Raw genomic sequence first — 13,919 nt, 5'->3', positions numbered from 1 at the left:
ATTGGTTAATCTAATTCAAAAATATAAAAATATCTGAATATATAATTTCACAAAAGGACACAAAAAATGCTTACCGGTGTCATTTTTAATCCTGACTTTATCCGATAAGCATCGTATTAATTACAAATTGAACAATTCGTTCACTTCTATTTTTTTCTTGATTTTATTATCTCCACTGTAATAGAACTCATTATTTTTTCTGTTATAAGTATAATCCTCTTTCCAGGTTTCATAATTCTCTACAACCTTCTCTAATGAGTCAATAAAATAAAGTACTTCTTTATCTGTCGTTGTTGGATGAAGTGACCAACGAACCCATCCCGGTTTGTGAGACAAATCACCTAATGTAATTTCATCAGTAATAGCATCAGATTGTTCCTGGCTTACCTCCAATAAATAGTGACCGTAAGTACCTGCACAGGCACAACCTCCGCGTACCTGAATTCCGAAACGATCATTCATTAACTTCACTAGCAAGTTATAGTGAATGTATTCAACGTAAAACGATAGTATACCCAAACGTTTCTGAATATTATCAGCCAATACATGAACATCCTTAACAGCTTTTAATCTATCAAAAGCAAGATCAAGAAGCTCCTCTTCACGAGCAGCTATATTCTTGGTTCCCATTTGATTCTTCAATTCGATGGCTAAGGCAATTCTTATTGACTGAAGAAAACCTGGTGTACCTCCATCTTCACGTGCTTCAATGCTATCTACAAATTTGTATTTTCCCCAAGGATTGGTCCAGTCAACAGTTCCTCCACCCGGATTATCAGGCACCTCGCTATTGTACAATTTAGAATCAAAAATCATTACACCTGATGATCCCGGTCCTCCTAAAAATTTATGCGGTGAGAAAAATATCCCATCCAATTTTTCCATCTCGTTTGAAGGATGCATGTCAATATCCACATAAGGTGCAGACGCAGCAAAGTCGATGAAACAAATTCCACCATTCTCATGCATTATTTTTGCCATCTCATGATATGGAGTCATTATACCCGTTACGTTTGAACAGGCAGTAAATGAACCAATCTTAACCTGACGGTCTTTATATTTTTCAAGTTCTGTTCTTAAAGCATCCAAATCGATGGTTAAATCTTTTCCTGGAGGAACAACCACAACATCTACATTGGTTTCGTACCAAGAGGTTTGATTTGAATGATGCTCCATATGAGTTAAGAAAACAACTGGTTTCTCTTTCTCCTTCTGGCATTTAAATTTGCCAATCATTCCGCACCCCTTAAGTCCCAAAATTCTTTGCAATTTATTCACCACAGCAGTCATACCAAAACCTGCATGAATAATCACATCATCAGGACCTGCATTCACATGCTTCTTTATCAATTCCTGAGCTCGATGATAAGATTGGGTCATTAAGGTTCCCGTTTCGTTAGTCTCGGTGTGCGTATTCGCAACATAGGGACCAAACTCTTTTACCATCTTCTTCTCGATAGGTGCATACAATCGCCCACTTGCAATCCAATCGGCATATACGATTTTTTGTTTGCCATAAGGCGAATAAAAACTCGCATCGAAACCAATCGTGTTTTTGCGAAATTTTTTAAAGTATTTTTCCAAATTACTCATTCGGTTCAGTTTTGGGTTAGTTGTTGTTTTGTATTTTGCTTGTTGTTCTACCTGAAAGACAATCTAAATCATAAAAATCATGAAAAAAGATTCACTTTTTTTCCTCCTCAATTCAAATAGAAAACGTCGTGAAAATAAATAAACTAAGTAGTATAATCAAGAAGAAATGTCAGCTTTTACTTTTACACCTATTATTCGCCATAAATACTTATCATATTACGACTTAAAGTAATTTTAACAATTCGTATTTGCTTTGCCCACTCGAATCAGCTATTTTTGGGATTCTTAAAATTTGTATTACAACTTTATTGATTCAACATATACATGAATACAATCATTCAACTCTTCGAGGAGAGTGTAAAAAAATTTGGTTCCAATCCCTATTTATGGGAGAAAAATTCCGATAAATATGAACCGCTAAGCTATCAGGATCTGCACAAGGATGTAAAACATTTGGCAGCTGGATTATATGCCTTAGAAATAGATAAAGGTGATCGAATTGGTCTTTTATCAGAAGGTAGAAATGCATGGGTACTATCCGAACTTGGAATATTATTTACAGGAGCTGTAAACGTGCCTCTTTCGGTAAAGCTAGATGCCCAAAATGAATTAAAATTTAGATTGATTCATTCCGAATCTCGATTTGTGATTGTTTCTAAAAATCACCTTGAGAAAATTCGTTTGATTAAAGACCAAATTGAAACTCTTGAAAAGGTAATTGTTATTGATGATGATGCAGACTTAATAGGAGATGAAGTTTATTTATCTGACATCATAAATCTTGGGTCAATTTTAGCAGATGAAGATCAGAAAAAACTAAATAAAATTCAGCAAGAAATTCAGGCGGATGATAATGCAAATATTTCCTATACTTCAGGAACTACAGCGGATCCTAAAGGAATTATTTTAACGCATAACAATTACACTAGCAATGTAATTCAGTCGTCAAGTTTAATGCATATTCCTGAAACCTATAAAACCTTACTAATACTACCCTGGGATCATTCCTTTGCGCATACTGCAGGAATATACAGTTTTATGCTTAAAGGTGCATCCATAGCGGCTGTGCAACAAGGAAAGTCACCAATGGAGGCTTTAAAAAATATTCCTGCAAATATCAAGGAAATTAAGCCTGACATTCTAATGAGCGTACCTGCTCTGGCAAAAAACTTTAAAAAGAACATTGAAAAAGGAATTAAAGCCAAAGGACCAAAAGTGGAAAAACTTTTTAACAAAGGCTTACAGTTGGCATACAAATACAACGGTTATGGTTGGGATAAAGGAAAAGGCACCCGCCTATTTCTTAAACCGATGTATAAGTTTTACGATAAGATTTTATTCTCAAAGGTGAGAGAAAATTTTGGAGGAAACTTAAAGTTCTTTGTTGGCGGAGGAGCTCTATTGGATATTGAATTGCAACGATTCTTTTATGCCATTGGTATACCAATGTATCAAGGATATGGATTATCCGAAGCTTCGCCTATCATCTCATCAAATGCTCATCACAAACATAAATTGGGTTCTTCCGGATTTTTAGTAAGTGATATGGATCTTAAAATTGCTGATGATGAAGGCAATTCTTTACCTGTTGGTGAAAAAGGTGAAATTGTAATTAAGGGTGGCAATGTGATGAAAGGCTACTGGAAAAATGACAAAGCCTCAGCCGAAACACTTCGCGATGGATGGTTGCATACTGGTGATATGGGATATATGGATAAAGATGGTTTTCTACATGTTTTAGGAAGATTTAAATCACTATTAATCGCTAATGATGGTGAAAAATTTAGTCCCGAAGGAATAGAAGAAGCGTTTGTTGATCAATCTCAATATATGGATCAGTGTATTCTTTACAACAATCAGGATCCTTATACAATTGCATTAATTGTCCCTAATAAAGCTGCCATACTTGCTCACTTACGAAATCTAAAACTTGATGCCAATAGTGAAGAAGGACAGAAAGCGGCATTGGATTTGCTTCAAGCTGAATTGAACGAATATCGTCCTGGCGGTAAGTATGAAGATATGTTTCCGCACAGATGGTTGCCAACGGCTGTTGGAATTCTACCAGAAGGCTTTACCGAAGAAAACAAACTACTGAATTCAACCATGAAAGTAGTTCGTGATAAAGTTGTAAGCTACTTTAAAGAATATGTAGATTATTTGTATTCGCCAAAAGGTAAAAACTTTACAAATATTAAAAACAAAGAGAGCATTAAAAATATGTAATAGATAATTGTGATCAACCTGAATTCATATAAACTCCACAATTATATATTACAGATCAACCAAAAAATATAAGATCAACATGTTTAGAATAATTAAAAGTGTGCAAATTGTACTAATTGCTGTTAGTTTGTTGTTAACATCAGCAGTAACAGCACAAACAAGTAAACAAAGTGAGTATAAAGGAGCTGCTCCAAAATACATTTTCTTTTTCATAGGAGATGGAATGGGACTCTCGCAAGCCAATACGGCCGAAGCTTATTTGGGTGCTCTAAATAAAACCAACGGCATCCAGAAGTTGAATTTAAGCAGCTTACCTAAACAAGGATTCTATACCACTTATGCCAGTGATCGTTTCATTACCGGTTCTGCAGCAGCAGGTACAGCCTTGTCAACTGGTGGAAAAACTACGGTTAATACCATTGGAATGGATGCCAAACGTCAGAAACCATTAAAAACCATTGCTGAACTGGCTAAAGAAAAAGGCTATAAAGTAGGTATTGTCTCATCCGTATCTATTGATCATGCAACACCCGCTGCATTTTACGCTCACCAGCCGACAAGAAACATGTATTACAATATTAGTCTGGATCTAAGCAAAAGTGGATTCAACTATTTTGCAGGCGGTGGATTTAAAAATCCGGAAGGAGACGGCAAACACATCGAAAAAAACTCCATGGCGAATTTTGGTATGGGAGAATCAAAAGAATTAGAAGATAAAGAACCTAATTCAATGAAAATTGCTGAAAAAAGAGGTTATCGATTTGTAAACACAGTTAAAGATTTCAAAAAACTAAAAAAGGGTGATGATAAAATCATTAGTATAGCGCCAAATTTATCTGGCGGTTCAGCCCTTCCTTATTTTATCGATCAAAATGGTAAAACGGATATCTCATTAGCAGAATTTACCAAAAAAGGAATCGAAATTCTCGATAATAAAGATGGTTTCTTTATGATGGTAGAAGGTGGAAAAATAGATTGGGCTTGTCACGCTAACGATGCTGCAACCGTTATTCAGGAAGTTTTACAATTTGACAATGCCGTTGCCGAAGCTCTTAAATTCTATAACAAACACCCTGAAGAAACACTAATTTTAGTTGCAGGTGATCATGAAACGGGTGGAATGGCTTTAGGGTTTTCTGGTAGTCACTATTCATCTGACTTTGCAGTCTTACAACACCAAAAACTATCCTACGAAGCATTTAGCGATTTGATAAAAGAGTACAAAAAGACCAAAGAAGGAAATTACAAGGTGGAAGATGGATTGGCATTGGTAAAAAAACACTTCGGACTTGGAGATACTGAAAAAAAATTGGCTCTTAGTGAATTCGAATTGAAACAATTAAAAGCTGCATTCGAAAAGAGCATGAATTACAAAAAAGAAATGAAGAAAGATGATCAGTTCTATTTGCTTTATGGTAGTTACGATCCTTTAACCATTACAGCTTGCCATATTTTATCGCAAAAAGCAGGTATTGGATGGACATCCTTCTCTCATACGGCAGCTCCAATTCCAATTCGATCAATTGGTGTGGGATCTGATTTATTTGTTGGTTTTTACGACAATACCGACGTACCTAAAAATCTGATGAAATTAATCGAATAACTGTTACATAAACAGATTACAAGCCCTGCAGAAATGTGGGGCTTTTTATTTTTACATCCCTGCTACCCTTTTACATTCCCCTACTTTTTTAACTTTGCATCATGTTAAAATTCAAATTGCCTCAAAAATCCGATTTAATCTTAGTTAGTGTTCTTATCATACTTTGCACTGTTATTGTTCTTACCCCAAATGGTTTTTCTCGTACCGATGATACAAATTCGGAAAGAACAAAGGCTTTGATAATTGAAACAGACAACAGTTTAATTGTTGAAACTGGTATCATTAAAACAGGTACTCAATCCTTAAAAATTAAGATCTTAAACGGCAATTTCAAAGGAAAAGAATTAACAGCTTTCAATCAACTGGTTGGAAGAATGGAGTTCGATAAATACTTTCTTCCTGGAGATAAAGCACTCACCGTTCTAAATTTAACAGAAGATAATTCTCAAATTATTAGTGCCAATGTAATTGATCATTACCGAATCAACCTGGAAGCCATTTTATTAATTTTATTTGTGGTATTCTTAATCTCATTTGCAGGATGGACAGGAGTTAAAGCAATGCTCTCCTTTTTATTTGCGGGTATTACCATTTGGAAATTACTTCTGCCCGGATTGTTGAAAGGCTATGCTCCTATCCCACTTTCCTTAGGTATAGTTGCTCTTCTAACTTCAGCCATCATATTTTTAGTAGCTGGAACCAATAAAAAAGGATTCACCGCATTTCTAGGCGCCATGAGTGGTATTGCAATTACCTGTTTTATGGCTATACTGTTCGGTAATTTATTCAATATTCATGGTGCTATAAAACCGTTTTCAGAAACCTTGCTTTATTCAGGATACAATTACCTGAATCTAACTGAAATATTTCTTGCTGGTATATTCATCTCTTCATCGGGTGCAGTAATGGATATTTCTATGGATATTGCTGCCTCACAAGCTGAGGTATATCAAGCCAATAAAAACATATCGGTTAAAGAATTGCGTCGCTCAGGTTTTGAAGTTGGGAAAGCCGTTGTTGGCACCATGACAACCACACTACTATTAGCCTATTCAGGAGGATTTTCTGCTTTACTAATGGTATTTATTGCTCAAGGCACACCAATGGTAAACATTCTCAATTTAAACTATGTATCTGGTGAAATCCTACATACCCTTGTAGGGAGTTTTGGTTTGGTTTTGGTAGCCCCTTTTACAGCTATAATTGGAGCGTGGGTATTTACCAAAAAGAAAAAGCAAGACTAAAAGTCTTGCTCGCTCCGATTCAATAGTTAAACTAATTCTAACTTATTATATTTTGGTTTCCCTTGCTTTATTTGGCGTTAAGAAAAAAAAACGCCCCTCTTCTTCCTGTACAAATTTTAAAAATTTACAATCCAGGCAGCCTAATAGCTTATAAGCGAAGGCTCCACTTGGCTTTCCATGACACAAAGTACCAGATATGGTCCAACAAAACCGACCACCGGCTTTACCTTCATGAATTCCATCATATTCATTGGTCAAAGCTGCAGGACACACCCCCAACTTTCCAACATTTCTACCATTGGATTCTCTCCCACAGTTCATCAACTCCCAACAGTTCACCTTACTCATAAGTCAATTTAAATAGTAGTTTTTTATTATCTAATACACACAAAATAGGTTACGCAAGAAAACGGTATTGGTTCTATTCAAATGGCTTTTACCGGTAGATTTTTCATTTCAACTTGACGAATTACAACTTCCGTTCGACCAAAGGAATTTCTTCAATTTCAATTGTCAGCTCTTTCCCGAAGGATATCATCGTAAAGACAACGCACTTGTATATCGCCAAAACCATAAATAGCTTCACGCTTACAGAACTCTTTAAACACTAATGCAAACTCTGTTGTATTTAAATCTTTCATGATTTTCTTTAAACTTTCAATAGGGCGCCCCTGGTCATTTCCCTTTGATAAACGATTAATTTGTGCATATACCGCCGGAAGTAGAAAAGGAAATTTTTCCTGAAACAATTCTGCTACTCTTATCATTTCACTCCATTTTTCCTTCTGATAATACCTCCACAATTGACGAATTTGTTTCAGTTCCTTCCCTTTTATTTCCTGACGATGATGAAATGCTAAAGACAACTCCTTATGATTCATATTGCCGAAATTGTATTCATTTCCTTTGTTTGGTCTAACCAGATAAATGTTTTCTCTTTTATGATTTTCGTACAATAAGTTCAGAACAAACCAAAAGTTGACCTGACAAAACAAATCATCTTCGAACCAAAGATTCACCTCATCATTAACTCCTATGGTAAGTATCTTCTTGATTTCAACAGAACTTTTCTGATGATATTCTTCCTCGCTACTTACAAGATTCCTGCCGCAAATGTATTTTGCCCTAATCTGCAATAATTCATCCAGACTTTCGCCCAAAACATCACCTTCTACCAAAAATTCACGCATAACTATCTGTTCGCCACTACTATTTTTGGGGAACATCTCTTTTAAGCAGTCGCCGTTGAGTATGTGATGTTGTCTTTGCATGATCCTAAATGATTTTGTTGTCAAAATTTAAGCAAAAAAGCAATATCCACATGAATTTCTCCATTTAAAATATTGCTATTACTTCAATAACAAGAAATGGTATTCATCTATACAAAGTGGAGCCACAAAATCTTGCAGCTCCACTTTATACTTTATACTTTATACTTTATACTTTATACTTATAGTAATTTCTTAAAATATGTAACATATCAAGCATCTCAAAGATGCTAGACATGTTGTTCATGAACATACCTTATACTTCTCTCCTTACTCCTCTACTCTTTGCAAATCCAAATCCTGAAAGTCGAAACTAAAATCAATATTTGGAGAGATACCCTTCATTTTTATGGATATGGCTTTTCCTTCCTCATCCAAATTAAACGTTGCAAAGGCATCACAATTCATATCTCGATAATCCCACTTAATAGCAAAAGTAGTTGCCTTATAAAAGTGCATGCTGCCAATTAATTTTGGTGAACGTAAGGCTTTAATCATCAACTGACCATCTTTATCGAAAACTTCCATTTTGCCGAACCACTTGTCTTCATAGGTTCCGATATAGTTCGACATTTCTATTGTTTCTGTCTTAGCCAATTCAACCGTTTCCCAAACACCATTAACAATAGAATCTACCTCTGTATTGGTTCCCTTCAATCTTTCCGAAGCAAAAGCATTCCAATCCATTGGCTCAACTCCCACATAGGAATCAATAATCGCCTGTGTAAGCGTAAAATAAGTATATCCACCAGGCAAGGTATTGGTCAATACAGCAACACCCAAATCCAATTCAGGAATCAATAAGGTTTTAGAGAGCATGCCTGGTAATCCACCCGTATGACTTATAATAGTATATCCTTTATAATCCTCGATTCCCCAGCCTAAACCGTAGCCGTTGTAATGATTGTTATATCGTCCATTTCCTGTTGCCGAGAATCCTTTTAAAGTGTGAATATTCCACATTTCGCGCTGTCTGGCTTCCGAAAACAGTTCATTTTCCAAGTCATCACCATACTTACCGGCATTCAACTGCACCAACAACCACTTGCTCAGGTCTTTTACACTGGAATTAATTCCACCTGCCGCATCGGTTAATGAACTGGCATAGGCAACGACCTCTTTCAATTCTTTTGTTTCCGATGAATGCGGAATGGCAACATTATCTTTCCCATTTAATCTGTTATACGATCCTACCGATCTTTCCATTCCCAAAGGTTTCAGAATTCGAGTTTCAACAAACTCAGCCCACGACATTCCACTAATTCTCTGAATAATTTCTCCTGCTACAATGTAAAGCAAATTGTCGTAATCGTATTTGGTTCTAAAATCGGATACTGGTTTCTGATACTGAAAACTCTTCAAAATATCATCAACTGTGTAATCCCCACCATCGGGAAATATCATTAAATCGCCTGCTCCCAATCCCAATCCACTACGATGGCACAACAAATCTTCAACAGTAAAATTTTCTCTTACATAGGAGTTGTACATGGTAAATTCAGGGATGTGTTTCACCACCTTATCTTTCCAGCTAAGCTTTCCTTCATCAATTAAAATTGCCAAAGCAGCAGCCGTAAAAGCCTTACTATTCGATGCAATTGCAAAAAGTGTATTCTCATCTACAGCCTCTTTACTTTCGATAGATTTTACACCATATCCTTTCGCATGAATCAATTTCCCATCCTTAACTACGGATACTGCAATCCCTGCCGATGGAAATATCTCTAAAGATTTCTGAACGATAGAATCAATTTGATAACTGGACAGTCCTTGTGCGATCACATTCATATTGGCACATAAAAATGCCAAAATCACTAATAAACTTCGTGTTTTTGTTCTGTTCAACATGTTGAGTTGGTTTATTGTTATACTTTAAACGATGTGGTGTTTCGGGATAAAGTCAAGCACAAGTCAATTACTCTTTTATTCCAATTAATTCCATTAATACTTGTTTTGATTTAGGACGTTTGAAAGGATTGCTTAAGAAACGATCCACCATCATATTGAATAATTCATGCTCATCACGAATCATAAAATGCGTTGCACCTGGCATTACAAATAGTTGCGCCTTGGGAATGTTCTCATAAATTTCCAAAATATGTCTTGGGCGAATGATGTCATCATCACTTGTCATGACCAAAACAGGACATTGAATTTTCATTAAATCTGAGAAAGGAATATTAGGCTCATTCTTCATCAAATCCATATGTACCTTTTCTTTTTTCCAATCTCTACTTTTGTCCTTCACCATTATCATCGAATCGATAAGCTTTCGGTAATGCTTACCCATTTCCAGTTCCCATTCTGCAATTACATCCTTACCTGTTGTAATATTTGGAACAGCCGATACCAGCTTGCTTACCCGATCCGGATAATCCATCGCCATGATTAAACCAATAATTCCACCATCGCTTTGTCCTAAAACAAATGCATCACTAATCTTTAAATCATCAAGAATAGCAATATAATCTGCAGCCATTAAATGATAGGTCAACTTATCGGTATCGCCCGATTTTCCATGAGTTCGGTTATCAGCAACCACAACAAAATAATTCTTCTTGAAAAAATCAATTTGCAAAGCCATTGCACCAATATGTCCCGAGTTCCCATGAATTAGTACCAGAGCTTGCTTATCCTTATTGCCATAAGTTTCGTAGTAAACATGCGATGTACCAATCTGAAGCGTTTTACCTGCCTGGGCATTATTTCCGTACTTATTTTGTGCTTGTAAACTGTAGGTTAAAGCAAATAAGCAAGAAATAAAAAATACGAATGTAAGTTTAAAATTCATCATATCATCAATTTTGGGTTAGCGATTCAAGAGCTTTCAATTTAAGCAAAGCGATTGAATTTGAAAACAAAAAGTAAACCCAATAAGCATCTCCAAACAATTCCTCTTTTGTAATTATCAAAGGTTTCCTAAACTTGTGATTTAAACTGCATTCTCATTTTTATCTCTAGTATTACAATTATTGATTTCTGATTTTATTTCCCAGAATAAAACCAAATATTCCTGTCATAAGGATGCCAATAGTTGTTTGAATGACATTTAAGAAATCTATAAATGGAGAAATACTTTTAACCTCTGCTGGTGACATGGCAACCATATTTTTAAAGCTTACACCTACAGCTTTAATATAAGTTGGCATTGATATAACTGGAGATGCGTAGTAAAAATAAGCAAAAACGAAAATAACGAAGATGTATGTAAATATCATTCTACTTATGCTCTCGCCGTATCCAAACATGATATCCAATAGAAAGTTCCAGATTATAGCAATTAGCTTTTTGAATTTATAGAGTACCGAACCTCCATTTAATTCTGTTATCATTCGCTTGCGCTCCATCTTTTTCCCCTGAACGTAAGCCCAATTTGCATCACCTAAAAATCCCTTACTCATCCATAAACCATTCAAACTTTTATAAATATCCTCTGCATCAGCAAAGCGAGATTTTAATGAATTTTCCGGATTCCAATCCGACGTACAGTTTAATTGATTGTTCGTTCTTACACCAGTGCCATAAGTATTCCAATCAACCAGAAATGTTCGGTAAACATCCTTGCTTTGTTGTAATATCTTATTGCCAAAAATATTCTCCTTTCGGATAGTCGACCCCTCATCAAAATAGGTATAGTACAAACTACTATTGCTGATTTTAGACTTTCGAAAAATACCTACACCAATAAAAAAAGCCCTGTAAAAATCACAAAAATCTATTTTAGCAGCTTCGAAAGTTACCTGACTAATCTCAGAGTATCTAAAGTCGCACCAGGATAAAGATGCCTTACGAAATCGACAACTAATCAACTTGCAATTTTTAAAAGAAATCCTGGATAAATTGGAAATGCTGACTTCTTTACAAGTATCAAAATTGCAATTCTCCAGAGTAGCACCATCGAAGGATACATTTTCAAGCACTGCATCTTTAAAATTCACATTTCGAAGCAATCGCTCCTCTTGATCCTCTCTTGCGAACCTCACATTTTTTAGTACGCATCCCGAAAAATTATAAGCATTAACATCAAGTTGAGATAGATCAACATCTTCAAGCTGTTTATGCGTTATTTGTTGCGATAATTCTTGTAAGTTCATATATGCTATTATGTATTAATTACAATCCACACTCCTTGTTCTCTTAAAATTAAATCTCACCTACTTCTAAATCCAATTGCAAACCATTTTCTTTCGCTTTTTTATCTTTTTCCTGTCCTAATACCATGCCTATAACCAAACCTATTGGTAATCCCATTCCAATAAATGCCATATTATCTAAGCTCTGACTAAACAAAACACCAATTGGAAGACCAAATACGCACATCCCCAAAGCTGTCCATAAGTTCTGATAGTGTGATTTTGTCACCAATTTTAATTCCTTCTCTATCAATTGCAAGATTTTATTCTGTTCCGATCTTATTTGCAACACATACTTAGAATCGCTGCATTCAATGGCATTCAATTGATCAATGCTGGCGTTTATCAAATCTATAATTTCTTCTGGAATTTCTCGTGATCGCAATTCGCTCAACAGTTTCATAAAAACCTGATGTACTTTTAGCTGCTTCGGATTTTGCTGTATGCTATTCCGCATATTTAATTGATTAATCGGCATGTACTTCTTTCTTTTTGTTTGATTTTCTAAATAATATCTCAAGCAATAAACCAAGACCAACACCTATAAAGAAGCCAGCCATTAAATTCATGAATTCCCCATCAATTAACACATAACCTTCTTTTAATAACAACTTGAAGGAAATCGCAATTGCAATGAATAAGGGTAAAATAATCAATTTTGTTTTGCGTTTCATAATTATAGGTTTATTGTTCTTACTTAAATCTGATAGTATATGTAAATCCACTGGGAATAAACTTAAATTTACTATCCACAATTTGATGTTCATTAAAGTCCGTAGTCTTCAAAAATTTATCTATTTCCTTTTCCAATCTCCTGGTTGCAGTTCCCTTTCCTGCAAAACCACCTGTATAAATGGTCATTTTATATTCATTCGGATTGCCATTGGGTACAAATCCTTCTCCATCTATTGCTGTCGCGTTAAAAAATCCCATTTGTTCTATTGTTATAGTTGAGCGGTGTCGCCCTTAAGTTTTGATATGTGCATGGCGTTTTTACTTTTCGTCTTTGTACAATTTCTCATATATTTCCATGTCCCAACCTGGATAGCATGGAAATGAATTTTCATCTCTAATAATTTTCCCATTCTTATATTTAACGAAAGCTTTCGGGTTATAATCAGAATCGAATGTTATCCAATCTCCATGTTTCTTATCGTTTTTCCAAGTTCCCTGACTTTCAAAATAACCGTAATACTTAAAATTAATTTCTATACCATGCTTCTTACCATTCTGATAATCTACAATTTGTCTTATTCTCTTGTTTGGGTAATAAAAACATAGCCTGCCATGAAATTGATTATTGCCTTCTTCATCTATGTGAAAGTTTATTTTATATTTTATGTCTCCATCTGGATAATATGCTTCTAATCTGTATAAGCGTTTTACATCTACATGTTTAGCTGAGTTAATTTTATCTAAATTTAAGGAGTCAATAATTTTAAAATATTCAATATTATTTGATTCATTTAAAGAAACAATAAGAGTGTCATGTGATACCTGCCACTTTCCTTTTTCATATTTATCAGCGTATTCATAAATTGGTGTGTAGTGTGCTGTTGAGTCAGGAAAGAGTCTTAAAAAATATCCATGAACAACACCACAAGATTTTGACCAATATTTACCACTCAAATCGCTCTGAGCTGTTAGGGTTGACAAAAAACTCAGTATAAATGCGATGTTTAAAATAAGTTTCTTCATTTATATTTAGGTTATCACAGCCTTGCAGCTAACGGCAGTTTGTCTAAAAACTGATTAAACTGCTCAATTAAGCTTTAAATATAGCAGTTTTAAGGATACATAAAAATTGAAAATCCTTTTAATTTGAAATAGAATTGAGGTTCTTATTTGAGCC

At 35.1% G+C, this 13,919-nt stretch carries 13 protein-coding genes; 3 read left to right on the top strand and 10 right to left on the bottom strand.

The features are described from left to right. Positions 1 to 120: 120 nt before the first annotated feature. Positions 121 to 1,593: an aminotransferase class V-fold PLP-dependent enzyme gene (locus GCQ56_RS05110; protein ID WP_152733337.1), complete on the bottom strand. Its 1,473-nt coding sequence runs from the start codon at positions 1,591 to 1,593 to the stop codon at positions 121 to 123. A gap of 324 nt (positions 1,594 to 1,917) precedes the next feature. Here GCQ56_RS05110 and GCQ56_RS05105 point away from each other — a divergent pair, with 324 nt between their 5' ends. The 3 genes from GCQ56_RS05105 to GCQ56_RS05095 all read left to right on the top strand — a co-directional run bounded on the left by GCQ56_RS05105 (position 1,918) and on the right by GCQ56_RS05095 (position 6,666). Then, positions 1,918 to 3,819 carry a long-chain fatty acid--CoA ligase gene (locus tag GCQ56_RS05105; RefSeq protein ID WP_152733336.1) on the top strand — a complete coding sequence of 634 codons (1,902 nt, stop codon included), beginning with the start codon at positions 1,918 to 1,920 and terminating at the stop codon, positions 3,817 to 3,819. Between the two features lie 79 nt (positions 3,820 to 3,898). Further along, complete coding sequence (locus GCQ56_RS05100; protein WP_152733335.1) at positions 3,899 to 5,422, top strand: alkaline phosphatase; 1,524 nt, start codon at positions 3,899 to 3,901, stop codon at positions 5,420 to 5,422. 101 nt (positions 5,423 to 5,523) lie between these two features. Beyond that, positions 5,524 to 6,666: a YibE/F family protein gene (locus GCQ56_RS05095; RefSeq protein ID WP_152733334.1), complete on the top strand. Its 1,143-nt coding sequence runs from the start codon at positions 5,524 to 5,526 to the stop codon at positions 6,664 to 6,666. A gap of 45 nt (positions 6,667 to 6,711) precedes the next feature. On the opposite strand, the gene GCQ56_RS05090 is transcribed toward GCQ56_RS05095, so the two are convergent. The 9 genes from GCQ56_RS05090 to GCQ56_RS05050 form a co-directional block, all read right to left on the bottom strand. Next, positions 6,712 to 7,014: a two-CW domain-containing protein gene (locus GCQ56_RS05090; protein ID WP_152733333.1), complete on the bottom strand. Its 303-nt coding sequence runs from the start codon at positions 7,012 to 7,014 to the stop codon at positions 6,712 to 6,714. A gap of 158 nt (positions 7,015 to 7,172) precedes the next feature. Beyond that, positions 7,173 to 7,937, bottom strand: a complete 765-nt coding sequence (locus tag GCQ56_RS05085) for a DUF1835 domain-containing protein (RefSeq protein ID WP_152733332.1) — start codon at positions 7,935 to 7,937, stop codon at positions 7,173 to 7,175. Between the two features lie 267 nt (positions 7,938 to 8,204). Beyond that, complete coding sequence (locus GCQ56_RS05080; RefSeq protein ID WP_152733331.1) at positions 8,205 to 9,782, bottom strand: serine hydrolase; 1,578 nt, start codon at positions 9,780 to 9,782, stop codon at positions 8,205 to 8,207. 67 nt (positions 9,783 to 9,849) lie between these two features. Next, on the bottom strand, positions 9,850 to 10,728 hold the full coding sequence (locus GCQ56_RS05075; protein ID WP_152733330.1) for an alpha/beta fold hydrolase: 879 nt from the start codon (positions 10,726 to 10,728) through the stop codon (positions 9,850 to 9,852). A gap of 175 nt (positions 10,729 to 10,903) precedes the next feature. Continuing rightward, positions 10,904 to 12,028 (bottom strand): pentapeptide repeat-containing protein, encoded by a 1,125-nt coding sequence (locus GCQ56_RS05070; RefSeq protein WP_152733329.1) that lies wholly within the window; start codon positions 12,026 to 12,028, stop codon positions 10,904 to 10,906. A gap of 49 nt (positions 12,029 to 12,077) precedes the next feature. Next, on the bottom strand, positions 12,078 to 12,524 hold the full coding sequence (locus tag GCQ56_RS05065; protein WP_152733328.1) for a hypothetical protein: 447 nt from the start codon (positions 12,522 to 12,524) through the stop codon (positions 12,078 to 12,080). Positions 12,525 to 12,534: 10 nt separating this feature from the next. After that, positions 12,535 to 12,741, bottom strand: a complete 207-nt coding sequence (locus tag GCQ56_RS05060) for a hypothetical protein (RefSeq protein WP_152733327.1) — start codon at positions 12,739 to 12,741, stop codon at positions 12,535 to 12,537. A gap of 19 nt (positions 12,742 to 12,760) precedes the next feature. Beyond that, positions 12,761 to 13,000: a hypothetical protein gene (locus GCQ56_RS05055; protein ID WP_152733326.1), complete on the bottom strand. Its 240-nt coding sequence runs from the start codon at positions 12,998 to 13,000 to the stop codon at positions 12,761 to 12,763. 60 nt (positions 13,001 to 13,060) lie between these two features. Continuing rightward, on the bottom strand, positions 13,061 to 13,765 hold the full coding sequence (locus tag GCQ56_RS05050; protein WP_152733325.1) for a toxin-antitoxin system YwqK family antitoxin: 705 nt from the start codon (positions 13,763 to 13,765) through the stop codon (positions 13,061 to 13,063). Between the last annotated feature and the right edge of the window lie 154 nt (positions 13,766 to 13,919).

Source organism: Marinifilum sp. N1E240 (genome assembly GCF_009295825.1).
GTDB classification, from domain to species: domain Bacteria; phylum Bacteroidota; class Bacteroidia; order Bacteroidales; family Marinifilaceae; genus Marinifilum_A; species Marinifilum_A sediminis.
The sequence above is the reverse complement of the archived record's forward strand: the minus strand, read 5'-3'. Positions and strand labels throughout refer to the sequence as shown.

Coding starts and splice junctions, on each gene's coding strand:
- GCQ56_RS05075 (WP_152733330.1), bottom strand. CDS start 10,728: ATGATGAATTTTAAACTTACATTCGTATTTTTTATTTCTTGCTTATTT.
- GCQ56_RS05070 (WP_152733329.1), bottom strand. CDS start 12,028: ATGAACTTACAAGAATTATCGCAACAAATAACGCATAAACAGCTTGAA.
- GCQ56_RS05080 (WP_152733331.1), bottom strand. CDS start 9,782: ATGTTGAACAGAACAAAAACACGAAGTTTATTAGTGATTTTGGCATTT.
- GCQ56_RS05100 (WP_152733335.1), top strand. CDS start 3,899: ATGTTTAGAATAATTAAAAGTGTGCAAATTGTACTAATTGCTGTTAGT.
- GCQ56_RS05085 (WP_152733332.1), bottom strand. CDS start 7,937: ATGCAAAGACAACATCACATACTCAACGGCGACTGCTTAAAAGAGATG.
- GCQ56_RS05105 (WP_152733336.1), top strand. CDS start 1,918: ATGAATACAATCATTCAACTCTTCGAGGAGAGTGTAAAAAAATTTGGT.
- GCQ56_RS05065 (WP_152733328.1), bottom strand. CDS start 12,524: ATGCGGAATAGCATACAGCAAAATCCGAAGCAGCTAAAAGTACATCAG.
- GCQ56_RS05060 (WP_152733327.1), bottom strand. CDS start 12,741: ATGAAACGCAAAACAAAATTGATTATTTTACCCTTATTCATTGCAATT.
- GCQ56_RS05095 (WP_152733334.1), top strand. CDS start 5,524: ATGTTAAAATTCAAATTGCCTCAAAAATCCGATTTAATCTTAGTTAGT.
- GCQ56_RS05090 (WP_152733333.1), bottom strand. CDS start 7,014: ATGAGTAAGGTGAACTGTTGGGAGTTGATGAACTGTGGGAGAGAATCC.
- GCQ56_RS05055 (WP_152733326.1), bottom strand. CDS start 13,000: ATGGGATTTTTTAACGCGACAGCAATAGATGGAGAAGGATTTGTACCC.
- GCQ56_RS05050 (WP_152733325.1), bottom strand. CDS start 13,765: ATGAAGAAACTTATTTTAAACATCGCATTTATACTGAGTTTTTTGTCA.
- GCQ56_RS05110 (WP_152733337.1), bottom strand. CDS start 1,593: ATGAGTAATTTGGAAAAATACTTTAAAAAATTTCGCAAAAACACGATT.